Raw genomic sequence first — 25,898 nt, 5'->3', positions numbered from 1 at the left:
TTCTTTGAGATAATTGGGATTTATGGAGATAAGTCTTGGTCAGTCAAAACAAAAAAGCAGCCCCCCGTAAGAGGCTGCTTTTTTCATAGAATAAAATTAACTTAATAACCAGGATTTTGCTTCAAGCTCGGATTCAGAACAAGCTGATCGTTCGGAATCGGGAACAGGTTGCGGAATGCGCCCGAAGCCGCTTTAAAACGCCATGCTTTCGTGTACTGACCGAAACGGATCAGATCCTGACGACGGTGGTATTCCCACGCCAGTTCGCGACCGCGTTCAGCCAGCAATTCATCAAGCGTCAGTTGAGCAGCCGTATAAGCTGGCAAGCCAGCCCGTGCCCGAATAACGTTGGCATCGGTCAGCGCGGCAGCCGCATTGCCCAAACGCAGGTTAGCCTCAGCCCGCATCAGGTACACATCGCCCAAACGGTAGACCACGAAATCGTTGTCCTGATCGTTGAAGGGGTTGTTACGCTGAATCTGGTACTTCTGGCTACGCGCACCAGCCAAACGGCCAGCCGGACCGGCAGGCATCGCGAACGCAGGAATCTCGGGCGTGAACACCATTGGTACGTTGTCATCACTGAGGGGCGTTCCATTGGCCCGGAACTGCTGCCCAACAATCCACATCCGCTTCCGAACGTCCTGATCGGCAAACGAGTTGTAGAATTCCGTCACAGTACAATAGCCATTCCAGGGTTGTGCACCGAGGTTGTAGGTCAACTGACTGTTGTAGTGCAATGTCCGCATCTGAATGTTCATACCACCACGCTTGGTGCTGCTGAACGGCGTTGCCAGAATGATTTCAGGCGAATTTTGGTTCTGCGTCACGAAGTTGGCGAAGAAGTCGCCAGCCAGCGAGAATTTACCCGAGCTAATGATGTTATTGCAACGTGTAATAGCATCGGCCCAGCGAGCGGTACCGGTATACACTTGTGCATTCAGGTACAGCTTAGCCAGAATCATGTCAGCTACCGGCTTATTCATACGACCGTAAAAAGCACCACCTACGTCTGGCTTCAGAGCTGCATAGTTGTCAAGAATTTCCTTCTCAACAAATGCGAATACTTGTGCCCGAGTCGATTGAGTAGAAGGCCCACCTCCCACTTTATCAGCAATGATCACGTTACCGAACAAATCCATTGCCTGATAGTGGAAGAAAGCCCGAAGCACTTTCAACTCGGCAATCAGAGATGGATCTGTTAATGTCCCTATCTGCTGATTGATCGAGGTGATAGCGTTGTAGCACCAGGTCCAGCGTCCGTTGAACTGACCGTTATCGGTAACAGGGTCCCACTCGTGCATGTACAGACGCTTCCAGTTATCGCCATCCTTCCAGTCGCCACCCCGCGTTGGCACCATCTGCTCGTCGGTAGTGGCGTTTAGTTCGTTCATATTACCGAAGTAATCGCCTAAGCTACCATACAGCGGGCCAATCAGAGCGGCCTGCTGTCCGGGTGTCGAACCGAAGTTACTCGATGTTGGAATAACGTCGAACGTCTTTTCCGTAAGGTCGGTACAGGACTGACCTGCCAGCATGAGAGCCGTGCAACCCAGTAGTACTTTTATGTTTACTCGTTTCATAGAAGTTTTTGAAAATTAATGAGTTACAGTGTTAGGACTGCTGAATGCGATACTAACGACGTGTTTACAAAAACGGTTTTCACAAACTGAATATTTTTTTGGGTTATACCCAGTTTGTGAAAACAACTCACTTAGAATGTCAGATTCAGACCCAACTGGAACGACCGGGTACGGGGATAGAAACCGGCACCAGCGTCATCAAGACCAACCGGCGATGGAGTCTGACGAACTGGGCGGTTACCCGTTGGGACGCTACCTGTTGCTGGTGCCAACACCTGACCATTCTGGTCGTTGTTCACTTCTAAGCTACCGGCAGCCTGCAATTCAGGATCAATGCCTTTATAGGCTGTCAGAATAAACAGGTTGTTGCCACCTATGTAGGCCCGCGCTCCTGAGAAATATTTATTTGGCTTAACAGGAAGCGTGTAGCCAATCTGCCAGTTGTTCAGCCGAACAAACGTGCCGCTTTCGAGCCAGTTGGTCGAGAGTACGTTGGTCCCGTAGTTGGCAGGCAGCGTCGTAACATCGCGTAGCATGTTGGTTTCCAGAAGCGAACCCGGAATCATGTAGTTCGAGCGGGTATTGTTCAGAATGGTGTTGCCGAACACACCGCGCAGCATGAAATTCATGTCGAAGTTCTTATACCGGAACGAGTTAATGAACGACGCATTCAGGAACGGTTGTGGATTGCCCTGATTGATAGGGTTGCCCGCAGCAATGGCAGCGGCTGCATCAGCCTGGGCAACGCTCGTTACCGGCGTGTCGCCCGTTGCAGGCCGCAGCAAGGGTGCTCCGTCTGCACTATACTGCCCCGTGAACGTTGGTACGTTGTTGAACTCACCCAACGGACGGCCTACAACCAGGAATGAAGCAAATACGTCTGACAGACCGCGACCACCGAAGGGGTTGAAACGTACCTGACCGATGTTGAACTGATCGTTAGACAGCGATACAATGGTGTTTTTGTTGTACGAACCTACAATGCGGGCGTTCCAGATGAAATCACCTTTCTTGACGATATCACCACCAAACGACAGTTCAACACCATTGTTACGCATACTACCAATGTTTGCCAGAATGCTGTTAGCAAAATAGTTTACGCCATCGGCTGGTACGTTGATGTTATACAACATATCGCTGGTGAGCTTGCTGTAGTATTCAATAGAACCCGAGAAGCGGCTGTTAAACATCTGGAAGTCCAGCCCCACGTTGGTTTGACCAACAACCTCCCACTTCAGGTTGGGGTTAGCGTTCTGCGTGATACCATAACCCGGCAGAAAGTCGCCAATGGTGCCGTCGAAGTAAGTGCCTCTCTGACCGTACAACTGAATCGAATTGTAGGCGTTGATACCTTCTGAGTTACCCGTTTGGCCCCAGCCTGCCCGCAGTTTCAGGAAGTTGATAACGGTTGATTTGGGGAAGAACGGTTCGTTCGAGATGTTCCAGCCTGCCGCTACCGATGGGAAGATACCCCACTTGTTGTTAGCACCAAACTTCGAGCTACCGTCCCGCCGAATCGTTGCCGTTACGTTGTACTTATCGGTCAGGTTAACCGTGGCCCGGCCAAAGAACGAGATCAGACGCGACTGATTTCGGTACGAGTTTGCATAAGTGTTGCTGGGATTCAGCAGTGTACCAGCACCCAAACCGAGGTTGTCGAAGCCTGTAACGGTCGTTACAAACTGGTTGTTAGCCGCTGAAAAGCCGTCGTTGTCTAATTGCTGGAAAGAGTAACCGCCTAACAACGAGTAGTTACTGTTACCACCAAACGTGCGGTTGTAATTCAACGTCGTCTCAACCAATCGGTTCAGCGAGTTGTACTGACGACGCTCAGCCCGACCGTTGTTCCCCTGATAGAACTTTACGCTTGGGTCAGTTGCGTAGTTGTTGTTTGTTTGGTCGTTCTGCAACTGCGCGTTTACGCCGAAAGCCAGCCCATCGAGAATGTCATAACGCAGGTTAGCCCCCACAATAGCTGTGTTGCGAACACCGTTGTTAATTGCCTTCTCCAGACCCGCAACCGGGTTGAACAAATCAAACGCACCAGGCACCTCAGCATAACCGCCAATGTTCTGGGTCGAACTCGTCGGGTAGCTTACGGGCAGGGTCGGCAGAAACTGAGCCGCCCGGCGTACAATGTTGTTATCAGCAAACTTCTGGTTGGTTTGCGTGAATTGCAGGTTGTACTGCACATTCAGGCGATTGTCGAGTGCTTTCTGATCGAGGTTCATCCGACCGATAATCCGGTTGAAGCCCGTATTTTTCACAATACCATCCTGCTTGATATAGTCAAGCGAACCCCGGTAGCTGAAGTTCTGCGAACCACCCGATACGGCAAGGTTATGATTGTTGGTAACAGCCGTGCGCGTAATCTGATCGATCCAGTTGGTGTTGTAGTAGTTACCGTTGGCATCTTTGGGGAAGCGCAGACCATCGTTTAGAGCCGCAGCCCCCTGAATTTGCGTTACAGCCGCCACGTAGCCGGGGCCATCGAGCAGATCGAGCCGACGTGCGATGGTTTCGATACCTACGTAATTGTTAAACGACACCTGCGTTTGTCCCGCTTTACCGCGCTTGGTCGTTACGATGATAACGCCATTGGCAGCACGCGAACCGTAGATAGCAGCCGCCGACGCATCTTTCAGTACGTCCATCGTTTCGATGTCATTCGGGTTTACCTGGCTGATGGGTACGCCGATCATACCATCAACCACATACAGCGGCTCCGAACCACCACCCAGCGAAGTATATCCACGCAGACGAACGGTTGGCTGCGAGTTAGGATCACCCGAAGGGGTTGTGATAACCAGACCAGCTACCTTACCCTGAATGGCTTGCAGGGGGTTTGGGTTGATACCGGGGTTAAAGTCTTTCGAACTTACCTGCGCTACCGAACCCGTCAGGTCTTTCTTTTTCGACGTACCATAGCCCACAACAACAACCTCTTCGAGTGCTTTTGTGTCATCGGCCAGCTTCACATCAAGTGTCGAACGGTTGCCTACAGCTACTTCCTGCGTAGTGTAACCAATGAAGCTCAGCACCAGCGTTGCATTATCAGGCACGTTGGCAAGGCTATACTTGCCATCGGCATCCGTGTTCGTACCGCGCTGTGTGCCTTTGATCTGCACACTTACACCCGGCAACCCTGATCCGGTTGGGTCAGTAACCGTACCCGTCACGGTGCGTCCCTGCGCCCAGGCGTTCTGGCTTCCCAGAAGCAGCACCATCACCAGCATGGTCAGGAAGCTAAATAAAGTCTTCCGGCTGGATGACTGAAGTTGAGTTGCCTCAACCTGACCTACGCAACCGACAGTACGGTTTTGTGAGTAGGATTTGTCCATCATAGGTTTACAATAAAAGTTGAAAATTTTTGAGTGAACTCGCTGATTCAGGCTTACGCATCTATTAAGTAGTTACCTGATTTGACTAATAAATTCTGCATTTGATTGTAGCAGATAGAAGAGAAATAATAGAACATAAACCTGAACCAGTTAGCAAAAAAAACAGGCTAATGCTTAAAATACAAATGCCGACGGGTTAAAATCGGTTTATTCAAAGTCAAAATTGTATCATCAATAGTGTAAGTAACTCTCGCCTATATTGTACTATTCTAAAAAGTAAGTTATGTAACCATACTGGCTATCAACGGATTTGTCTCTGTAATTGACAATTTTTTATAACTTTATTAATAACTACCGCTGGTTTGCAGACCGCTGGCAGAACTAAAAATATGTGGTAAATACAGTTAATTTTGCTTAAAATTTTTAGTGCCGACACACGACCACACGGCCATTCAGTCCCATGACCACAAATGATCTGAGTTTATTAGCTGTCCAACTGAAAGGAAAACTACACACCGATTCTACTCATCGAACACTTTATGCTACCGATGCCTCGGCTTATCGTGAGATGCCCGCAGCCGTTGCCATACCAGAAACAGTCGATGATTTGAAAGTGCTGATTTCGTTTGCCCGGCAGTATAAAACATCGCTTATTCCGCGTACCGCCGGTACGTCGCTGGCAGGTCAGGTGGTTGGTAGTGGCATCGTTGTCGATGTATCGAAGCACTTCACGAAGATTCTGGAAATCAACCCCGACGAACGCTGGGTGCGTGTGCAGCCGGGTGTTGTGCGCGATGAACTCAATCAATTTTTACGACCCTATGGCCTGTATTTCGGGCCGGAAACCAGCACGGCCAATCGGGCCATGATTGGCGGCATGGTAGGCAATAACTCCTGCGGCTCCAACTCGGTAGTATACCGCGACACGCGCAACCATACGCTGTCGGTGAAAGCGTTGCTGGCCGATGGCACCGAAGCAGAATTTGGCCCCATGAGTGGCTGGGATTTCACTAAAAAAGTTGCCGAGGCCAGCCGTAGAAATGGCTCTGCCACATTGGTTGATAAAATTGTGTTGAAAACCAATGAGATACTGGCAAACCCAGCTAATCAGGAAGAAATCCGGCGCAACTTCCCGAAACGAACCATTGAACGGCGCAACACGGGCTATGCACTCGATGAAGTACTTGAAATGGAGCCGTTTACGCCTACTGGGCAGCCGTTCAATTTGGCTAAGTTTATTGCCGGGTCAGAAGGTACGCTTTGTTTCTTGACTGAAATCAAGCTGAACGTGGTGCCGTTGCCGCCGAAAGAAAACGGTCTGGTGTGCGTGCACTGCCGCTCGATTGACGAAGCGTTGCGGGCCACGCTCATTGCGCTGAACTACAGCCCCTATGCCGTAGAACTCATCGACGATATTATTCTGGAATGTGCGAACGAAAACGCCGAGCAGCGCAAAAACAGCTTTTTCGTTCAGAAAACCCCCGACGACCGTTTTCCGATTATTCTCGTAGTCGATCTATCGCGCGATACCCGCGCTGAAATTGAGCAGTTGGCTGCGCAAATGGAAGCTGAGATGCGTGCCGTTGGCATGGGCTACCACTTCCCGCTGCTCTTTGGCGACGATACGAAGAAAATCTGGACCCTGCGCAAAGCTGGGCTGGGCCTGTTGGGCAATCTTCCCGGCGATGAAAAAGCCGTGGCCGTGATTGAAGACACCGCTGTTGATGTCCGCGACCTGCCCGATTACATCCGCGAGTTCAACGAGATTCTGCGGAAACACAACATGACGTCGGTACACTATGCTCATGCCGGTTCAGGCGAGTTGCACCTGCGGCCAATTATTAACCTGAAAACCGCCGAAGGCCACCGACAATACCGGTTGATAGCCGAAGAAATTGCTACGCTCGTTAAAAAATACGACGGCTCGCTGTCGGGCGAACACGGCGACGGGCGGCTGCGGGGCGAGTTTATTCCGCAGATGGTGGGGCCGCATAACTACGAGCTGATGCGCCAAATTAAGCACACATGGGACCCGGAAGGCATTTTTAATCCCGGCAAAATTGTGGAAACACCGCCGATGGATACGTTTCTGCGCTACGAGGCCGGGCAGCAAACGCCTGATGTCAAAACGTATTTCCGGTACGAAAACCAAACCGTGCTGCAACACGCCGAGCAATGCAACGGATCGGGCGATTGCCGGAAAACGCAGCTTTCGGGCGGAACGATGTGCCCCAGCTATATGGCTACCCGCAACGAAAAAGACACTACGCGGGCGCGGGCCAACATCCTGCGCGAGATGCTGACCCACTCACCCAAAGACAACCGTTTCGATCACGAGGAGATTAAAGAGGTTTACGACCTGTGTTTGTCCTGCAAGGGGTGTAAAAACGAGTGTCCGTCAAATGTTGACGTAGCAAAGCTGAAAGCTGAGTTTCTGCAACACTATTACGATGCTAACGGTGTTCCGTTGCGGTCGCGGCTGATTGCCAACTTTACGCGGCTGGTGGGGCTGGCGAGTTACGTACCCTGGGCCTGGAATGGCATATTGGGAACGCCCGCGCTCCGGCGTATCGCCAACCGCATCGTTGGTTTCCACCCCGACCGGACGATGCCGCTGCTGGGAAAGACGACGGTGAAAAGTTGGTTCAAGGGACAAAAATCAACGGCTAAGGTTTCCGCAGGACAAAAAAACCAAACGCCTTCGCTATTTCTATTCTGCGACGAATTTACCGACTACAACGACGTATTGGTTGGGCAGAAAGCCATTCAGTTATTTGAGCGATTAGGCTATGCGGTAGTTATTCCCGAACACGGCGAAAGCGGTCGGGCGGCCTTATCGAAAGGAATGCTGAAGTACGCCAAAACGCTGGCCGACCGGAACGTGCTGGCATTGAAAGACATACTGAGCGAAGAAACGCCCTTAGTCGGCTTGGAACCGTCGGCTATTCTGACCTTTCGCGACGAATATCCTGACCTGGTTAGTGCCGAACTCGTTGACGATGCCAAACGTATTGCTCAGTATACACTAACCTTTGAAGAATTTGTTGCCCGTGAACTTGATGCGGGCCGTATCCGACCGGAGCAGTTTACCGAAGAAAAACGGGTAATCAAGCTACACGGGCATTGCCAGCAGAAGGCTGTTTCATCGCTGGTGCCGGGCAAGAAAGCCTTATCGTTGCCGAAAAATTATACGGTACAGTTGATTCCATCGGGGTGTTGCGGCATGGCGGGCTCGTTTGGTTATGAAGCCGAGCACTACGACGTGTCAATGAAAATTGGCGAACTGGTGCTGTTTCCAACCGTTCGGGAGCAGCCTGCCGACGTGTTGATTGCTGCCCCTGGCACCAGTTGCCGCCACCAGATTCACGACGGCACAGGTCGAACCGCTCAACACCCGGCAGAGATTTTATTTGATGCGTTAGTGTAACGCGGCTGGAAAGCCGCTTTGTATTTAGTCACTGTTGCAGAGCGAGCGGCTTCCCAGCCGCGTTACCCGGGCCACTGCTTTTGCAAGCGCGCCGACACTAAAAAAGCAACAACGCCCAACCCGGTTACGACCAGACCCGACCGCATAAACGGCCAGCCAGTAGCATAAAAAATCCATAGCCAAACGCCGATAGCCAGCAAAACGGGCAGTGGAAACAGCGGCATACGGAACGGAAACTCCGACCGTTTGCGTCGATGATGGAGCAACAACAAGCCCACAGCCTGCCCTACAAACTGAATCATAATCCGCATTGCCAGAATGGCCGTGATAACGTCGCTCAGCCGAAACAATAGGCTGAATACAAACCCCAGACCACCCAAAAAGAGCAGCGACACATACGGAAACTGCCGGGTTGGGTGCAGCCGGGCAAACACGCGAAAAAACTGCCCATCGACAGCAGCGGCATACGGCACCCGCGAGTAGCCCAGCAAGACCGCAAACAGCGACGAAAACGCAACGACCAGCACTAAAACGGTAGCGATTCGAGCCGCACCAGGACCGTATAGCGTCTCGACAAACGTGCTGACAATGAACTCGCTATGTTGTGCCTGTTGCCACGGCACCACGCTCACCACGCTCAGATTCATCAGTAAGTAGAGAATGGCTATGCCGGCAATCGAAATAAACATACTCGCCGGAATAGTTCGTTCGGGCCGTTTCATTTCGCCCCCTAAATGGCAAACATTGTAATAGCCTAAGTAACAGTAGATTGTTTTGACCGACGCCTGCCCCAGCCCAGCGGCCAGCAAACCCCCGCTCAGATCGGTCATTGCCGAAAGCGTTTGCCCAACGGGAATTCGGATGTTGCTCAAACCACCTACGATAATGAGACCGAGGGTTAGTAGCACCGCACTCCACATCACTAAGCCGATTTTGCCAATCGAATCAATTTTTCGATACAACAGGCCAATTATCAGCAGCACAACCGCCCCCGAAACAAGTTTTAGCTGCCAATCGGTCAGCGGTACAAGGTATGAACTGTACTGAGCGAAGCCAATTGCCCCCGACGCCACCACGAGCGGAGCCTGAATGAGCGTTTGCCAGACATAGAGAAATGACAGCAGCCGCCCCCAACGCCGTTCGCCATACGCGATTTTGAGGAAATTATAGCTACCTCCTGCCTGCGGAAAAGCAGCTCCCAATTCGGCCCACACAAATGCATCGATTAGTGCAACTACGGCCCCCAGCACCCAGGCCCATAAAAACAGTGGACCACCCATTGTTTTAATAACGAAGGGCAGTACCACAAATGGCCCAATACCCACCATGTCGATCATGTTCAGGGCCGTTCCCTGCAATAAATTTAACCGACGGGGCAGTTGGGAGGCTGTAGCTTCAGTATTTGCCGAAAAATCAGGAGACGTAGAATTTACCAAAGAGCGAGATGAGCTAAAAGTGGCGAATAAAGAGGCAAACAGACTTCCTTCCGAACGGTTTGGCAGACCAGAAAAGTTCTACCTTATAAGGCTGCTTAGGGGTAAAATCTTTTTCTAAACAAATTCTATAGACTTAGGTTGGAAATGATAGCATACTTATGTAAATACAAGACGTTATGAAGAAGGCAGTTGTTTTTAGTCTGGCTATAGTCACCGCATGTCTAACAGAGTCGCACGCTCAGAAGCAGGTGCAGGGGGCCAATACAAAGGTTAATGGCGTGGTGTCGCAGCAAAGCAGCACAACCAATACTAACAAAAGTTCGGTTGAAGGCATGAAACGCCGGGGAACGGGTAAAATGGAGTCGGGGATGACGCGCAATGGCAATAGCTATTATTCGCCTACTGGCCCTACTAACACGCAGGGTAGCACTTCGCAAGGTTCGGCCAGCGTACCGTCGGCGGGCGGAGCCAAAGGTACACGCGTAGCCGAAACACGCCCGAAAACAGGTAGCCAGCCGAAAAGTACCAAAAACGGCACCGCGTCAGACGGTGGCCTGACCAGCAATGGAACGCCCACATATGGGGGCAAGAAGGTAAGCGAAAGCTCTACCTCTGGCTCAACGGGCGGTTCAAAACGTCCTACAAACAACGCAGCCGTGCAAAAGGAAGCCCGCACCAGCGACCGGAACGTTTCTACAAACGGTCCACAGCCAACTGGCGCGGGCAAACCCGGCACACCTTCGGGCCAGAAAGCGGGTGGTAATAGTTACCCGCAAACCGGCAAAAATTAATTCAGTAACTCATCGAACGTTAGGCTTACGTAGTACATTGAGCCAATAAGTGGGTTGGCCCAAGACTGCTGGTACAAGTTACCCAGCAGGTTGGTGCCACCCACTTTTATGATTGATTTGATACCCGGCAATTTCTTCGTTACCTGTGCATCGAGCGTACTATAGGCCGGAATAATGGTTTGTTTGCGGTTTGTAGCCTCGGTGTTTGCAATGGTTGTTTCCCACAAGAACGAATCCTGATAACGCCACACAATATTGAAGCCGAAGTTGCTACCACGAATATTCCGATTTCCGAACGACAGATTGTAGCGATACTTCGGCGTATTGAAGAACGTTACGAAATCAGCCGGAATTTTGTCCTGTTGTACGAGATAGTTCGAGGATACGTTACCGCCAATAGCAAAGTTACCCGGCAGTTGGTAATCGGCACTAATAGCCCAGCCTGCATTACGTAACTGCACGGGTGCGTTGGTGGGCAGGCTATACACGGTGCGCGTGGTACCGCTCAAGAGTTGCAGGGCTGTTACCGGGTTCGACAGGTTCACCGGATTAATGCCCTGAATAACCTGCGAGCCACCTTCAAAATTCAGGAAGCGGTTGTAGTAGTAGTACGCATCGATAAACAGCCTGTTTTTAATCAAGCCTTTATAACCTACCTCATACGTTTCTACCCGCTCCGGGTCGTAACCGGGATTCTGAAACTGCTGGAGCAACTGTGTCGCCTGCGGTAAGGGGGTTCCCTGTTGCAACGCTGCGCCAAACGCACGCACCGATGCCAGCGTATATACCGGATTACCCGCAAAATTGTATTTCTGAGCGAATACGGGCAAGCCACCAATCAGCCGTGCGCTCGGTGTGTTCAGGTCAATATACTGTGATTGCGTAGTTGGGATACGGAACCCGCGCTGAAACGACGCCCGGATGTTGTGCGTTTTGTCGAGCGTTAGTACTGCCGACAGACGCGGGCTGATCTGTGCTTTAAAATTCTGGTTTTTATCGTAGCGAATCGAGCCAGTCAGCTTCAGTATGTCGGCAACGGTTTTCTGAGCCTGTACGTATCCACCATATTCGCTGATCGAGTATTCGCTGCCGTCTTCTTTTTGCAGGAAAAGCGTACCACCGGAGTTCAGCGCATACTGCCGGAAATTACCGCCTACAATCACTTCAACCAACTTTGGATCGATCAGTTTGTTGAAGTTATACATAAATTCGGCATGATACAGATTCGTTTTATCTAAGAACCTGGCACCAACCTGGGGCGGATTTACGGCAAAGTTGCCGGGTAGCGGGCGGGTAGAAACGGCATCGAACGCTTGCTGGAAGCCGGGCGTTCCCGGTACAAGCCTACCCTGGTCGGCTAATCCCCGCGCAGTACTTAACCAAACGCCCTGTTGGCTATTAACAAAACTCTGAGCGGCTGCAACAGCGGCTGCCTGAGATTGCCCCGAACCGAGTGCCGTTAGCAAAGCACCTGCATAGCCCTGAAATGCTGTTTGGGCATAGGTGCCGAAAAATTGCGGAAACCATGCTGATGCACTGGGTTTCCAAGCTTCGTTGATACCCTGACCAAGCGTTCCGGTTGCATAGGCATCGCCCGAACGCTCCTGTGTGGTATAAGCACGCACAAAGAAATTTGAACCTTTCAGTTCGAGTTTGTACTGCCCCAAGTAAAAACCTTTGATATAATAGCGGTCGGCACCTGTATACACAGTGGTTCCGGTACCAGCGTTGACCTGCCCAATCAGTTCGAGGTTTTCGTTTAGGCGGTAATGAAGAGCACCACTCAACTTCAGGTTATTGACATTATAGTCGACCAGCTCATTTTCATTATAGCCCGTCCGTGAAATCAACTGGTTTGGAATAAGGCTGTTGAAAATCTGCTGTGGTGTCTGGCCCGTCAGTTGAGGCAGTGTTCGGTTGCCTGCCTGCGGAATCTGCGTGGTGGCAATCAGGCCAAGAATCTGCGACGTACCATTGGCACCTGTGCCAGGCTGACCATTACCAAACAGGCTGGTGTAAATGTTCGCGCTGGCGTCGCCATAAACATTGATGCCGTCATAGCCCTGATTGGTCTGGCGCGTACCGGTTTGTAGGTTGAAGCCATTGGCAAAGCTCTGATCGCGGTAGTCGGTAGCCTGCCAGTCGTTGGCTTTTAAATACGATACGTTGACTTTAAAAGCGAATTTGTTGTTGAACGCTTTCGCATAGCGGAATGCCATGTCATAATACGGCGTTGTGGCCGTGGTTCGGTTGCTGGCGTTCATGACGCCTACTTTCGCCTGGGCGCTCAGGCCCTGATACAGAAACGGGCTTTTTGAATTCAGCAACAGCAAGCCATTTATTGCATTAGGGCCGTATAGGGCCGACGCTGCACCAGGCAGCAATTCAACACTTTCGAGATCAAGTTCCGAAATGCCGGCCAGATTGCCTACCGAGAAATTCAGCCCCGGTGCCTGATTGTCCATGCCATCGGCAAGCTGCACTACCCGCGTATTGCCATTGGCTCCAAATCCGCGCACGTTAACCGACCGGAACGTGAGGCTTTGGGTGCTCATGTCGACGCCTTTGATGTTTTGCAGGGCGTCGTAGAACGTAGCCGATGGCGTTGATTGAATGGCCCGAATGTCCATTTTCTCAACTGATACGGGCGACTGGAGTACGCTCTCTTCAACGCGTGACGCCGATACAACGACCTCCTGCCCCAACATCACCTGCTCTTTCAGCGTAATGTCGAAATCGGTACGGTTGCCGGTAATGGTGAATTCCTGCGTTTGAAAACCCACCCCCGACACCGCAATGGTAAATGGCGTGGGCGTATTGGTCGTTAGAGAAAACCGGCCTTTGGTGTCGGTAATTGTGCCGGCAACTTTCCCTTTTACGGCAATGCTGATACCCGCCAGTTCGTCGCGTTTAGCTTCGTCGGTAACTTTACCGGCAATACGGGTCTGAGCGAACGTCGCCAAACTCAACAAGCAAAGCATGGCCGTTAGCAGTGATGAATAAGTACTGATTTTACGCATACAAACGATGATAAAATGTGGGTTATAATTAGGAGACTCTCCCTTTTGACGATAAAACTACGTATAAGTCTGTTTTTAGTACAAAAATTTCTTGCCTGTAATGATATTTTTCTGTGTTTTTTTGACTTTTCATTCCCTACTAACCCTGTATATAAAAGAAAAGTAACTCTACAGTGACATATGCCGGCGATTTTCTGCCGCCCACATCTATACGTTTGCCGCCGATGAATCTGGGAAATTCAGACGCACTGCTCATTTCCAATAAGAGAGAAATAGTAAATCGACTCAGTTGCCCGCTTTCTCTAAGAATCGTATTCTCAACCGCAATCTTTTACGAACAATGACGAACGAATCGAATCAGGATCGGCGCGATTTCCTGAAAAGTGCGGGTCTGCTTACAAGTGGTGCCGTGTTGAGCAGCCTACCCGGTTTAGCATTACCCTTTAGCGCAGGCGGCCCCGGCTACCACTTTTCTGTTAACGACACGATTAAGGTCGCTCTGATTGGTTGTGGCGGGCGCGGTACGGGCGCGGCCCAGCAAGCCCTGAATACTAAACAAAACGTAAAAATTGTAGCACTCGCCGACGCCTACCGCGACCGGGTCGATGACGCGTATAAATCATTGATGGGCCGGTCGCTGAAAGCTGCCGATGGCTCACCCAAAGTTGACGTACCGGAAGACCGTAAGTTCGTTGGATTCGACGCGTACAAACAGGCTATTGCACTGGCCGACGTGGTGATTCTGGCAACGCCACCCGGCTTTCGGCCCAGCCATTTTGAGGAAGCCGTTCGCCAGGGTAAGCACGTGTTCATGGAAAAGCCCGTAGCTACCGATGCACCGGGCGTTCGCAAAGTGCTGGCCGCTGCCGAAGAAGCTAAAAAGAAGAAATTGAATGTGGTGGTGGGCCTGCAACGCCATTACCAACCTAATTACCGCGAAATGGTCAAGCGTATTCACGACGGGGCATTGGGCGACATTGTGGGCGGGCAGGTGTACTGGATTAGCGGAGGGGTGTGGCAAAAGCCTCGCAAACCCGATCAGACCGAGATGGACTACCAGATGCGCAACTGGTATTATTTCAACTGGCTTTGTGGCGATCACATCAATGAACAGCACATTCACAACATCGACGTTGCCAACTGGGTGAAACGTGGCTACCCGGTGTCGTGCCAGGGAACGGGCGGGCGGCAGGTTCGCACGGGCAAAGATTATGGCGAAATTTTTGATCACCACATCGTTGATTTTACCTACGCCGATGGCACGGTTATCAACAGTCAGTGCCGCCATTATGAAGGCACCTACAGCATTGTTGACGAGAAGTTTGTGGGTACGAAAGGCAAGGTCGATACGTTTGGGCAGAAAAGTGCGCTGCTGGCCTACAAGGGCGCACCGATCTACGTGCATAACGGTAAGGCCGATGGCAACCCGTATCAGATTGAACACGACGAATTGTTCGACGCTATTGCGAAAGGGCAGTATAAATTTGCCGATGCTGAAAACGGCGCAAAAAGCACCATGACCGCCGTTATGGGCCGGATGGCAACGTACTCGGGCAATGTGGTGAAATGGGACGATGCCCTCAACTCGCAAATCGATCTGTTCCCTGCCAAACTCGCCTGGGATGCTCAGCCAAAAAGCCTACCCGATAAAGAGGGTAACTACGCTATTGCCGTACCCGGCAAAACGGTAGCGGTGTAAGAGGCATATATTCGCCGGAGATAAATAATACGAGTCATTCTGTTGTGTGGCTGACGCGGGTGAGACGCAAAGGGTTGCGTCTCTACAATGCGCCAGCCACACAACAGAATGACTCGTTTAATTTCGCAGCGGTTTGCCGCCCGTGAGCAGGCTTTGAATCCGCTCCAGGGTTTTCTTCTCGCCAGTCAGCGACAGGAAGGCTTCGCGCTCCAGATCGAGCAGGTATTGCTCCGATACGTTTTGCGGGGTGCTGAGGTCGCCACCGCAGATAACATAAGCCAGTTTGTCGGCAATTTTCAGGTCGTGATCTGAAATATAGCGACCCATGCGCATGGCCGTAATACCGGCTTTAAAAAGTGCGATACCCGTTTTGCCCTGTACCCGAATGTCGGTGCGGGGTTTGGGCTGTGTATAGCCATTTTCGGCCAGTTCAATAGCCGCTTGTTTGGCTTCGGCAATCAGACGGCTGCGATTCAGCACAATCTGGTCTGTAGGCCGCAGGTAATTCATTTCGCGGGCTTCCTGCGCCGAGGTCGAAACTTTTGCGGTGGCAATGTTCATGAACATGTTTTGCACAATGTTCAGCTCCGGGTCGCCGGTCTGAATCAAATCTGACGCACGGGCGGCCATTTCTTTGGTGCCGCCACCTGCCGGAATCAGACCAACGCCTACTTCTACCAGACCCATGTACGTTTCTGAATGGGCCACTACGCGGTCGGCGTGAAGCGAGGCTTCGCAGCCGCCCCCCAGCGTAAGCGTGTGCGGGGCCACCACTACCGGAATAGCTGAGTAGCGCAACCGCGTGATGAGTTTCTGAAACTGGGCAATCATCAGGTTCACCTCATCGAACTCCTGCTCAACAGCGTACATGAACAGCGTACCGAGGTTGGCACCTGCCGAGAACGCTTCGGTCGAGTCGTTGCCGACAACCAGACCCCGGAAGTCTTTCTCGGCCAGCGTAATACCTTTCATCAGAGCTTCCGAAACCTCCGGCCCGAAGGTGTTCATCTTCGAGCGGAACTCTACGTTCAGAATGCCGTCGCCGAGGTCGATGATATTGGCTCCGTTGTTTTTCCAGACAATATTGTTACTGGGACCGTCTCCCCGGAGGTTTTCGAGAATAATAAACGCTTCCGTGCCGGGAATAGCCTTGTAGTCTCTCGCTGGAATGTCGTAATACATCCGCTTGCCCCCTTCAATCTTGTAGAAGCTCTCAAAACCGGCGTCGAGCATCTCATACACCCATTGCGCGGGTTTTTTGCCCTGTGCTTCCATCATATCTACGCCCTTCTGAACGCCAAGCGCGTCCCAGGTCTCGAACAGGCCCAACTGCCAGCCGAAGCCGGTTGTAATGGCCGCGTCGATGCGGTAGAGTTCGTCTGAAATTTCGGGGATGCGATGCGTGGCATAGGCAAATCCGTCGGCAAAGGTTCGGCGGTAAAATTCGCCCGCTTTGTCGGTGCCCGCCAGCAGTACGGGGAAGCGTTTCTTCAGACTATCAATTGCTTTTGTGCTTTCGAGCGTGGCAAATTTGACTTTCTCCGACGGCTTGTACCCGAATGTTTTCAGGTCGAGAGCCAGAATCTGCGTTTGCCCGTTAGCGTCTTTCGTTTTCTTGTAATAGCCCTGTCCGGTTTTGTCGCCGAGCCACTTGTTCTCCATCAGCTTCTGCACCGACGCCGGCAACTCAAAACTCGCCCGCGACTCGTCGTGCTCCAGCTTAACGAGGTTGGAGGCTACGTTCACGGTTGTGTCCAAGCCCACCACGTCCGACAGCCGGAACGTACCCGACTTGGGCCGACCTACTACCGGCCCGGTCAGTTTATCGACTTCTTCAACCGTCAGGCCCATGTCTTCGGCCACCCGAATCGTTTGAATCAGGGACTGAATACCGAGCCGGTTGGCAATGAAGCCGGGCGTGTCTTTGCAGAGCACCGTAGTTTTGCCCAGATACAGATCGCCGTAGTTCATCAGGAAATCAATCACAGCCGGGTCGGTATCGGGGCCGGGAATAATTTCGAGCAGGCGCAGGTAGCGGGGCGGGTTGAAGAAGTGCGTACCGCAAAAATTACGTCGGAAATCATCGGAGCGGCCTTCCGAGAGCAAATGCATCGGAATGCCCGACGTATTCGACGTGATCAGCGTACCGGGCTTGCGAAACTGCTCAACGCGTTCATAAACAGACCGTTTGATGTCGAGCCGTTCAACAACTACCTCAATCACCCAGTCATAACTACCAATTTCTTTGAGGTTATCATCGAAGTTGCCAAGCTTGATACGGTCGGCAAATTTGGGGCTGTAGAGCGACGCGGGCGATGCCTTGAGCATGGTCTGAAACGCGTCGTTTACGATGCGGTTGCGCACGGCGGGGCTGTCGGTGGTCAGTCCTTTCGCTTTTTCAGCATCGTTTGGCTCTTTCGGCACAATGTCGAGCAGTAATACATCGACGCCGATATTGGCGAAGTGGGCCGCAATGCGAGACCCCATGATGCCCGATCCCAGCACGGCCACGCGCCGAATGGTCCGGTTCTTTACAGTTGTTTTGGGTTTTTCTAAAGTAGCTTCCATGTGGTTGTTGATGGAACACGGATTTTACAGATGGGACGGGTTCTCACAGACATCTTTCTTTTGTGTTAATCCGTTTCATCCGTACTATCCGTGTTCCTCTTTGTCAGTTTTGTTAATTCGTCGACATCAATCTGGTCTTTCGGGCGACCAGTGGCCCGTTTCTCGGTAATCAGGTCGTTAAGATGAATCACTTTAAATGGCACACCGTCGAACGAGGCATCAACGGCTCGTTCGTAGCAGGCATCAAAATCGAGTTCGGAAAACGCTTTCAGCGCGTGTCCCATATCGAGGGTAAAACCGCGTTTGCCAGCCACTACGCTCGTCCAGCCGAAGAGGAGCGGCACATCTTTTAAATAAATAGCACCAGCTACGTCGTTTTCTTCGAGCGCAGTAATCAGCCCGGCTTTGTTCTCGTTGCCAACCCGAATCCAGAGGTCTAAGTCTTCTGTTGCCCGAACGTAGCCGTGGAGGGCCGTTGCCATACCACCTACCAGCAGATACTGAACATGGTGCTGGTTGAGACTGCGGAATAGTTCAGTCACGTCTTCGCGGCTTATGTCCATTGGTTTCTTTGGGTTATTCAGATTTGCCCGGTAGAACGTCGCCACTACGTCCATCAACCCGACAAAGCGGGTCAGTTGGTCATCAGCCGATAGCAGGGTGGGCGCAGTCACGGTTGGCGGGGGGTTATTCTAAGGTTAATTCTTCAGGTTCACTGGCTTTCAGTTTGTTATTTTCTTCTTCAACAATCCGGTTGATGTCTTTCATAACCTCAAAAAACGTTACCAGTTTATCGAGAGGAATACGTTCGCGGATCATGTTATTGAATTGAATCACGCCTTCGCGGGCCATTTCGCGCTTGGCTCTGCCTTCATCGGTCAGGTAGATACGGACAAAGCGTTTGTCGCTCCCATCAACTTCGCGTCGAATCAGGCCGCGTTCTTCCAGGCTCTTCAGCATCCGCACTAATGAACGGGGTTCCATGCCCAGCAGCGGACCAATTTTTGTGGCTGGAGTCCCTTCTTCAAGATCGATGTTGAGCAGCACGTACCCAATCGCCATCGTAATGTCGAAGCGGGCCGCGTAAGCGTTGTACATACGCGAAATGGCGTGCCAACCCCATTTTATGTGAAAATCAACAGTTTTCTCTTTTTTCATAGCTGTGCCACAGGCCAGTCGATGTCGGGCTGGTGGACATACAAAACTACGTCTTAGGAAGATAGTATGCAAGCATACTGTCTGAACCGTCTGAACCAGGATTAGCCGGGATTGTCAGGATTAAACAGGATGCTACGCTGCGCGTTGCTGAAATCAATCTTGTTTAATCCCGACAATTCCGGCTAATCCCGGTTCAGACGGTTCAGATGGCTCTGCTGCTTCAGAAACGGGCTTCACCGTTCTGGCGATGAACACACTGGCGAAGATGGCGATCATCGCTAAATAGCCAACGGTAGAGTAATGGAGCAGTTGGCCGGTTGGGGTTTTCTGGATAATCAGCCCGGCTCCGTAGGTAGCAATGGCCTGCGCCAGTAGTTGTACCGATGAGTTGATGCTCATAAACCCACCCCGTTGCTGTGCCAGCACCACCGAGGCCGTCATGGCCTGTGTTGGAATAAGCCGCCCGTTGGAGAAGATGAAAAACAGACCCGATACAAAAAGAACTACAACCAACGAGCCAGAGGTGAGGTTGGTAATCAGGTAGATAGGTATAAGTGAAAGCAACGCGAAAATGACAAAAATGGGGTACTTCCCGCGCTGATCGGCCAGTTTGCCCACAACCGGTGCCGTGAAAATAGTGAGTAATCCCCCCACCAGATAAATCAGGTACAGGTGGTTTTCACCAAAACCAGCATTAGCAACCAGATAGGGCGCAATGAACGGAATAATGCTAAAATGGCCCAGCATGATGGTTGTGGTAAGCCAGAGCGCACGGAGTTGATTGGGCGTTTTTAAAATGTTGGTTAGCACCGCCAGCGGATGGGGCCGCTTTTCGCCTTTGATAAGGTGCCCGTCGAGCCGGGGTACGAACCGCCACAGCAGGAATAATACTACTATGCCCAGCCCGGCCACAACCAGAAACGGCGCGTGCCAGCTAAGTGTAGTAGCCAGCCAAAGTCCGAACGGAACGCCCACTACCGAAGCCACCGAAAAGGCCGTCATTACAATCGACATGGCCTGCGCCCGGCGTTCGTAGGGAAACGTGTCGCCCACAATCGATAGCACCTGTGCGCCCAACACTCCGCCAAACAACCCGGCCAACAGCCGCGCTACAGCCAGCCACTCGTAGGTCGGGGCCACGCCACACGCTACCGTCCCTACTAAAAAACCGGCGTAGGCCGTTACCAGCACATGCTTACGCGGAAATCGATCTACGAAAAAAGCCGCCGTAAAGCCCGACACGCCCGCGCTCAGGCTATAGGCCGAAACCAGAAAACTAAACGCCTGTGGCCCAATGCCGAAGTGGCGCATCAACTGCGGTCCCATCGGCATCATAATCATAAAATCCATGATGTGCGTGAAGTTCAGGCACGCCAGCACAAACAGCAAAAAATTATCTGAACCAGGATTGACCTTGATTTTCATGAGTACCACAAGATGCTACGCTTCGTTTACCTTTAATCGTTGGACAAGCCGGATTATCAATCCTGTTTCATCCTGTTAATCTCAACTAATCCTGGTTCAGACAATAATTTATCGACCAGCCGGTTAAACTCTTCGACGTACCGATCATAATAAACGCCCGTGCCGGGTCCGCTGAAGCCCGTGTGAATATGTCGTACCTGCCCTTTTTTGTCGATGAAAATTGTTGTCGGAAAGGCTACCACGGCGTTCAGGTCGGGCAAGGCACGGCTGGCCTGTACTTTGTCGTTCGTGCCCGCCAGTACCACCGGATAGTCGATGCTGAATCGCTGTTTCATTCGTTCAATTTTTGGCCCTGAATCGGCCATATTTGCCGACCGCTCGAAGGCTAACCCCAGAATTTCGACGCCCCGGCTGCGATTACGCTTGTACCACGGACTGAGAAAGTTGGTTTCATCCATACAATTAGGACACCACGACCCCAGAATCTGTACTATCGTTACTTTATTTTTAAATCGCGCATCTGTCAGCGACACAGTGTTTCCGTTAGGTTCGGGAAACGAGATGGTTAGCGTTTTGCTGCCGGGTTTCAGAAACGTTAGTCTGGCCGGGTCGGGCAGTTCGGCCTTCGGCTCGAAGCGGGCCACCCACGGTTCGTAGCCCGATACGCCCGACCAGAAGCCGCCCGTCAACGTTTTGGCAACAGGATTGTGCCGGGCCTTGAACAAAAACAGGTGTGAACCGTCGAAGCAGGACAGAAACAGGCTGTCGCCTACTACGTTGCCATCCAGATAGCGGTAATCGCCCGTTGGTGTCAGAAACGTGCCCGACACGCGATTGCCTTTTTGCGTGAATACCCCCACAGCATTTACCGTGTCGACTTTGCCCGTTTTGCTGCCAAAATCCGTTGCCCAGTTACCGCTAAGGTTAATAGATGCCGTTGGCTGGTCGGCCACAAATCGCTGTGTCAGGCCGCGTTGGGCGGAGAAGGGCAGGGTTTGCACCTGTGTTTTTGTTCGCTGCCGACGCCATACACCCTGCAACTGGTCGCCGTTGACTTTCGCAATTAGTTCGGACTCGAACAACGCCATCGGAATCCGCAGCGAATCGCCCTGTACCGAGGCCGTATCCATTGGCAGGCGTTCGTTGCCGTTCAGTGCGAAAACACGATATTGCCCCGGTTTCGTCGGAATAGGCTGAATGTCGAGACCGAAGGGTAACGCACCACCGCGTGTTTGTAGTACGGCGCGGTATTGTCCCGGCTGAACGTCGGCAGGTTTTGACGAGTCGGAACAGGCTAATAGTGAGATAGGGAGGAGGAGGGCCGCAAAGGAGAGCAGTTTCTTCATAATTTTGTATTGGGCTTCGTCTGAAAGACAAAACAATAACCCGCTTAGTTTCTGAATGACTACGAATTACCACGAACCCGTTATGCTGCACGCCTGCATCGACGGGCTGAATCTGCAACCGGGCGGCACTTATGTTGACGTTACGTTCGGGGGCGGGGGACACAGCCGGGAAATGCTACGGCAACTCGAACCTTCAGACCATGCGCCCGGAAAACTGTTTGGGTTCGATCAGGATGCCGACGCCCGTGTTAATGCGCAGGCTATCGATGACTCACGCCTGACGTTTGTTCCGGCTAATTTTCGCCATTTGAAACGGTATCTACGGCTGTATAAAACCGATCAGGTTGATGGCATTCTGGCTGATCTCGGCATTTCATCGCACCAGATCGATACACCCGAACGCGGTTTTTCGACCCGCTTCGACGCTGACCTCGACATGCGGATGAATCAGCAGGCCGACCGCACCGCCCGCGAAGTGGTAAACGAGTACAGCGAAGCCGACTTACACCGGATTCTGGGTATGTATGGCGAAATTACCAACGCCCGCACGGCTGCCGGGGCACTTGTCTCGGCCCGTTCGAACCGCCCAATCAATACTATTAGCGACTTGAAAGGTGCCCTGCAACGCTTCGCCCCACGTGGAAAGGAAAACAAATATTTCGCGCAGGTTTTTCAGGCGTTGCGTATCGAGGTGAACGAAGAGCTGACCGCGCTCGAAGAGTTTTTGACGCAGGTGCCGGAGGTGTTGAAGCCCGGTGGGCGGCTGGTGGTGATGGCATATCACTCGCTCGAAGATCGGTTGGTGAAGAATTTTATTAATAAAGGCAAATTTCAGGGGGAGGTCGATAAAGATTTGTATGGCAACGAAATAAAACCGCTGCGCAGCATTACGCGAAAGCCCATTGAAGCCACCCCCGACGAAATTGCCCGTAACCCCCGCGCCCGCAGCGCGAAACTGCGGATTGCCGAGAAAATTGATTTAACTTGAACTTTATGTGGTTAGAGTCTAAACGAATCGTAGTGATTGGCGGCACAACTGGCATGGGCTTGTCGGCAGCTTTAGCATTTGTCCGCGAAGGAGCGCAGGTGGTTGTGGTGGGGCGAAACCCCGAAAGTTGTACAGCCGCCGAAAACCAGTTAGAAGGCAACGGTTTAGCCATGTCGGGCGACGCATCGGACCCGCAAACGGCTCCCAAAGCCATTGCCCTTTGTCAGCAGATTTTTGGTGGTTTCGATGGACTCTATCACGTAGCGGGCGGCTCTGGTCGGCGGTTTGGCGATGGGCCTTTGCACGAACTGACGCTGGAGGGCTGGAACTACACTGTGAACCTGAACCTGACATCGCTCATGCTGTCGAATCAGGCGGCTGTGCGGGCGTTTCGGGCGCAGCAGACCGGCGGCACCATTCTGAACATGGGGTCGGTGCTGGGGTCGAGTCCGTCGCCAATGTATTTTGCGACCCACGCCTACGCAGCCATGAAATCGGCGGTAATAGGCTTCACCAAATCGACCGCAGCCTACTACGCCAGCAACAATATCCGCATCAACGTGCTGGCACCGGCATTGGTCGAAACGCCAATGGCGCAACGGGCTGCCAACGACCATACCATTGTGTCGTTCACCAAAACCAAGCAACCCCTCGACGGCGGACGAATCGGTCAGCCTGCTGATCTCGACGGGGCAGCCGTGTATTTTATGTCAGACTATTCCGTTTTCACTACCGGTCAGGTGCTGACTGTTGATGGCGGCTGGAGTGTAAGCGAAGGGCAAATATGAACGCAATTGGTATTGACCTCGGCGGCACCTGGATAAAGGGCGTACTGATGGATATTCACACGGGTGAAATCGTCAAACAACTTTATCATCCAACCAACGGGGAGAAAGCGTGGCAGCAGGCCGTACTGGAAACGGTAGCCGATCTGCGCCAGCAAAGCACCAGCCCGGTAAAAGCGGTTGGTTTATCGGCACCGGGTTTGCCGAACGAGTCGAATCAGTACATTGCGTTTATGCCCGGTCGGCTCGACGGGCTGGAAGGGTTCCATTGGGGCCATTTCCTGAACGACCGCGTGTATGTCGTGAACGATGCCCACGCGGCTCTGATGGCCGAAGCTCGTTTCGGTATTGCCAAAGGCCATAAAAACGTGGTCATGCTCACCCTCGGCACGGGCGTTGGCGGTGGGGTCTTGATTGAGGGAAAACTGTATCAGGGCAACCACCAGAAAGCCGGTTCGCTGGGGCATATCACCGTCAATGTGGCCGACGAGCTGAGCATTACGGGCCAGCCCGGCAGTTTAGAAAACGCCATTGGCAACGCTACCATCGAGAAACGGTCATTGGGCCGGTTCACCAGCACCTATCAGCTTCTGGAAGCGTACAAACAGGGCGACTACTTTGCGCAGTGGATCTGGCTCACCTCGGTGCGGCATCTTGCCATCGGTATTTGCGCCCTGACCAATGCTTTCTCGCCCGATTTGGTTGTGCTGGGGGGCGGCATTACGCAGGCCGAAGACGACCTGATGCTGCCGCTGGCCGAATTCATGAATCTCCACGAGTGGCGACCCGGTGGCCGGGCCACGCCTATTAAAATCGCTCACTTTGGCGATATGGCCGGAGCCATCGGAGCCGCCAGCTTTGCCATTCAAAACGAAATCTAATCCATCTGAATCATCTGAACCAGGATTAGCCTGGATTATCAGGATTGAACAAGATTTATCATCTTGCCAGACAAGATTCAGATACGTGAATAAGCGAAGTGTAGAATCTTGTAGTAATCTTGTAAATCCTGACTAATCCTGGTTCAGAAATGGTTCAAGAATATCTTCAAAAATGCCGCGCTATACTCGACACGGTCGAAGCGCAAACGGAGCAGATTCAACAAACAGCCCGGTGGTTTGCAGATACCATTCTGGCGGGTCGGATGGTACACGTGTTCGGGTCGGGGCACAGCCGCATTATGGTCGAAGAAATGTGGCCGCGCTACGGTTCATTTCCCGGCTTCAATCCAATTGTCGAACTGTCGCTTACGTTTCATAACCTCGTAGTTGGGGCCAATGGGCAGCGGCAGGCTATGTTTCTGGAAAACGTACCGGGTTTAGCCGACCGTATTCTGCGTAACTACGACCTGAGTGAACAGGATGCCGCACTGGTTATTTCGTCGAGCGGCTGCAACGTAGTGCCTATCGAAATGGCCGAACTGTTTCAGCAACGGGGCGTAAAAGTGGTGGCACTCATCACAAAAGAACACTCCGAAGCCAGCACCAGCAAACGTGCCGACGGCAAAAAACTCAGCGACTTTGCCGATTTGATTTTAGATACGGGCGCGCCCATCGGCGACGCCATGCTGACTGTGCCGGGGCTGGATACACCCGTGGCACCGGGCAGCACTGTGGGCGGGGCTGTGCTTGTAAACAGCATCAAAGCCGAAGTTGCCCGACTGCTGACCGAAGCCGGGCACCCGCCAAAGGTATTGAGTGCGGGCGTTTTGGTCGGTGCTGAACGGGCCGTTGATTTGTTCGAGAGCGCTTACGACGAACACGCGCACCGCTTAGCAAAGCTGTATGCCAGGGTTGGTACGCCGAGTTACGTGATCGAAAAATGATTACTACGCCCCGTCTGAGAGTACAGCCCCTGTCGCTCGAACAGTTACGGCTACACATTGTCGATAATGATCGACTGGAACAGACGCTGGGTTTGTTGAAGGGCCATCGGGAAGTGGCCGAACCACTATTAAGTATCATTACGCATTTTGTTATACCCCGCCTGGAGGACTCGGCCCTCGATCCGTTTTATCAGACCATCTGGATTGCAATCGACAACGAAAAACGGCAGATTGTGGCCGACGCCAAATTCAAAGGCGAACCCGACGAAACCGGCACTGTAGAAATTGGATACGGCACCTATCCCGCATTTCGGCGGCAGGGTTATATGACTGAGATGGTAGGTGGCTTGCTCAATTGGGCCGGTCAGCAACCGGGCGTCAGGCGCGTAATAGCCGACACCAACGCCGAAAATATTGGTTCGCAGCGCGTACTTGAGAAAAACGGTTTTCGGCTGTTTGCCCGGATAGAGGAGATGCTGTGGTGGGAGTACATAGTTGAATAGGTA

The 25,898-nt window shown here is 52.2% G+C and carries 17 protein-coding genes; 8 read left to right on the top strand and 9 right to left on the bottom strand.

The window, feature by feature from the left end:
- Window positions 1-101 precede the first annotated feature (101 nt).
- On the bottom strand, window positions 102-1,583 hold the full coding sequence (locus tag AWR27_RS19455) for a RagB/SusD family nutrient uptake outer membrane protein (protein ID WP_077132732.1): 1,482 nt from the start codon (window positions 1,581-1,583) through the stop codon (window positions 102-104).
- Between the two features lie 131 nt (window positions 1,584-1,714).
- Complete coding sequence (locus AWR27_RS19450; RefSeq protein ID WP_077132731.1) at window positions 1,715-4,927, bottom strand: SusC/RagA family TonB-linked outer membrane protein; 3,213 nt, start codon at window positions 4,925-4,927, stop codon at window positions 1,715-1,717.
- 457 nt (window positions 4,928-5,384) lie between these two features.
- Between AWR27_RS19450 and AWR27_RS19445 the strand changes: the two genes are divergently transcribed.
- Window positions 5,385-8,351 (top strand): FAD-binding and (Fe-S)-binding domain-containing protein, encoded by a 2,967-nt coding sequence (locus AWR27_RS19445; protein ID WP_077132730.1) that lies wholly within the window; start codon window positions 5,385-5,387, stop codon window positions 8,349-8,351.
- Window positions 8,352-8,413: 62 nt separating this feature from the next.
- Here AWR27_RS19445 and AWR27_RS19440 read toward each other — a convergent pair whose 3' ends face one another.
- Window positions 8,414-9,787, bottom strand: a complete 1,374-nt coding sequence (locus AWR27_RS19440; RefSeq protein WP_077132729.1) for an APC family permease — start codon at window positions 9,785-9,787, stop codon at window positions 8,414-8,416.
- A 176-nt stretch (window positions 9,788-9,963) separates the two neighbouring features.
- Here AWR27_RS19440 and AWR27_RS19435 point away from each other — a divergent pair, with 176 nt between their 5' ends.
- Window positions 9,964-10,578, top strand: coding sequence for a hypothetical protein (locus AWR27_RS19435; protein WP_157579272.1), 615 nt, complete (start codon window positions 9,964-9,966; stop codon window positions 10,576-10,578).
- Here the strand turns inward: AWR27_RS19435 and AWR27_RS19430 are convergent.
- The gene (locus tag AWR27_RS19430) at window positions 10,575-13,598 is read right to left on the bottom strand and encodes a TonB-dependent receptor (protein WP_077132727.1); all 3,024 of its coding nucleotides are present in this window, start codon (window positions 13,596-13,598) and stop codon (window positions 10,575-10,577) included. The genes AWR27_RS19435 and AWR27_RS19430 overlap by 4 nt on opposite strands.
- 340 nt (window positions 13,599-13,938) lie before the next feature.
- Here AWR27_RS19430 and AWR27_RS19425 point away from each other — a divergent pair, with 340 nt between their 5' ends.
- Window positions 13,939-15,297 carry a Gfo/Idh/MocA family protein gene (locus AWR27_RS19425; protein ID WP_077132726.1) on the top strand — a complete coding sequence of 453 codons (1,359 nt, stop codon included), beginning with the start codon at window positions 13,939-13,941 and terminating at the stop codon, window positions 15,295-15,297.
- A gap of 117 nt (window positions 15,298-15,414) precedes the next feature.
- Here AWR27_RS19425 and AWR27_RS19420 read toward each other — a convergent pair whose 3' ends face one another.
- The 5 genes from AWR27_RS19420 to AWR27_RS19400 form a co-directional block, all read right to left on the bottom strand.
- On the bottom strand, window positions 15,415-17,865 hold the full coding sequence (locus AWR27_RS19420; RefSeq protein WP_077132725.1) for a 3-hydroxyacyl-CoA dehydrogenase/enoyl-CoA hydratase family protein: 2,451 nt from the start codon (window positions 17,863-17,865) through the stop codon (window positions 15,415-15,417).
- Window positions 17,866-17,930: 65 nt separating this feature from the next.
- Window positions 17,931-18,539 (bottom strand): DUF6036 family nucleotidyltransferase, encoded by a 609-nt coding sequence (locus AWR27_RS19415; protein WP_232325875.1) that lies wholly within the window; start codon window positions 18,537-18,539, stop codon window positions 17,931-17,933.
- Between the two features lie 13 nt (window positions 18,540-18,552).
- Complete coding sequence (locus tag AWR27_RS19410; RefSeq protein WP_077132724.1) at window positions 18,553-19,023, bottom strand: MarR family winged helix-turn-helix transcriptional regulator; 471 nt, start codon at window positions 19,021-19,023, stop codon at window positions 18,553-18,555.
- A gap of 153 nt (window positions 19,024-19,176) precedes the next feature.
- Window positions 19,177-20,448: an MFS transporter gene (locus AWR27_RS19405; RefSeq protein WP_077132723.1), complete on the bottom strand. Its 1,272-nt coding sequence runs from the start codon at window positions 20,446-20,448 to the stop codon at window positions 19,177-19,179.
- 56 nt (window positions 20,449-20,504) lie between these two features.
- Entirely contained in the window at window positions 20,505-21,794 is a 1,290-nt protein-coding gene (locus AWR27_RS19400; protein WP_077132722.1) for a peroxiredoxin family protein, read from the bottom strand.
- A gap of 55 nt (window positions 21,795-21,849) precedes the next feature.
- Here AWR27_RS19400 and rsmH point away from each other — a divergent pair, with 55 nt between their 5' ends.
- From rsmH to AWR27_RS19375, 5 genes are all read left to right on the top strand, one after another.
- Complete coding sequence (gene rsmH / locus AWR27_RS19395) at window positions 21,850-22,782, top strand: 16S rRNA (cytosine(1402)-N(4))-methyltransferase RsmH (protein WP_077132721.1); 933 nt, start codon at window positions 21,850-21,852, stop codon at window positions 22,780-22,782.
- A 5-nt stretch (window positions 22,783-22,787) separates the two neighbouring features.
- Window positions 22,788-23,570, top strand: coding sequence for an SDR family NAD(P)-dependent oxidoreductase (locus AWR27_RS19390; protein ID WP_077132720.1), 783 nt, complete (start codon window positions 22,788-22,790; stop codon window positions 23,568-23,570).
- Entirely contained in the window at window positions 23,567-24,448 is an 882-nt protein-coding gene (locus tag AWR27_RS19385; RefSeq protein WP_077132719.1) for an ROK family protein, read from the top strand. Before AWR27_RS19390 ends, AWR27_RS19385 begins: the two co-directional genes overlap by 4 nt.
- A gap of 149 nt (window positions 24,449-24,597) precedes the next feature.
- Window positions 24,598-25,392 (top strand): sugar isomerase domain-containing protein, encoded by a 795-nt coding sequence (locus tag AWR27_RS19380; RefSeq protein WP_077132718.1) that lies wholly within the window; start codon window positions 24,598-24,600, stop codon window positions 25,390-25,392.
- Window positions 25,389-25,895 (top strand): GNAT family N-acetyltransferase, encoded by a 507-nt coding sequence (locus tag AWR27_RS19375; RefSeq protein WP_077132717.1) that lies wholly within the window; start codon window positions 25,389-25,391, stop codon window positions 25,893-25,895. Before AWR27_RS19380 ends, AWR27_RS19375 begins: the two co-directional genes overlap by 4 nt.
- Window positions 25,896-25,898: the final 3 nt, after the last annotated feature.

Origin of the sequence: Spirosoma montaniterrae (assembly GCF_001988955.1) — a bacterium.
Taxonomy (GTDB): Bacteria; Bacteroidota; Bacteroidia; order Cytophagales; family Spirosomataceae; genus Spirosoma; species Spirosoma montaniterrae.
The sequence above is the reverse complement of the archived record's forward strand: the minus strand, read 5'-3'. Positions and strand labels throughout refer to the sequence as shown.

Coding starts and splice junctions, on each gene's coding strand:
- AWR27_RS19455 (WP_077132732.1), bottom strand. CDS start 1,583: ATGAAACGAGTAAACATAAAAGTACTACTGGGTTGCACGGCTCTCATG.
- AWR27_RS19450 (WP_077132731.1), bottom strand. CDS start 4,927: ATGATGGACAAATCCTACTCACAAAACCGTACTGTCGGTTGCGTAGGT.
- AWR27_RS19445 (WP_077132730.1), top strand. CDS start 5,385: ATGACCACAAATGATCTGAGTTTATTAGCTGTCCAACTGAAAGGAAAA.
- AWR27_RS19435 (WP_157579272.1), top strand. CDS start 9,964: ATGAAGAAGGCAGTTGTTTTTAGTCTGGCTATAGTCACCGCATGTCTA.
- AWR27_RS19430 (WP_077132727.1), bottom strand. CDS start 13,598: ATGCGTAAAATCAGTACTTATTCATCACTGCTAACGGCCATGCTTTGC.
- AWR27_RS19425 (WP_077132726.1), top strand. CDS start 13,939: ATGACGAACGAATCGAATCAGGATCGGCGCGATTTCCTGAAAAGTGCG.
- AWR27_RS19420 (WP_077132725.1), bottom strand. CDS start 17,865: ATGGAAGCTACTTTAGAAAAACCCAAAACAACTGTAAAGAACCGGACC.
- AWR27_RS19410 (WP_077132724.1), bottom strand. CDS start 19,023: ATGAAAAAAGAGAAAACTGTTGATTTTCACATAAAATGGGGTTGGCAC.
- AWR27_RS19405 (WP_077132723.1), bottom strand. CDS start 20,448: ATGAAAATCAAGGTCAATCCTGGTTCAGATAATTTTTTGCTGTTTGTG.
- AWR27_RS19400 (WP_077132722.1), bottom strand. CDS start 21,794: ATGAAGAAACTGCTCTCCTTTGCGGCCCTCCTCCTCCCTATCTCACTA.
- rsmH (WP_077132721.1), top strand. CDS start 21,850: ATGACTACGAATTACCACGAACCCGTTATGCTGCACGCCTGCATCGAC.
- AWR27_RS19390 (WP_077132720.1), top strand. CDS start 22,788: ATGTGGTTAGAGTCTAAACGAATCGTAGTGATTGGCGGCACAACTGGC.
- AWR27_RS19385 (WP_077132719.1), top strand. CDS start 23,567: ATGAACGCAATTGGTATTGACCTCGGCGGCACCTGGATAAAGGGCGTA.
- AWR27_RS19380 (WP_077132718.1), top strand. CDS start 24,598: ATGGTTCAAGAATATCTTCAAAAATGCCGCGCTATACTCGACACGGTC.
- AWR27_RS19375 (WP_077132717.1), top strand. CDS start 25,389: ATGATTACTACGCCCCGTCTGAGAGTACAGCCCCTGTCGCTCGAACAG.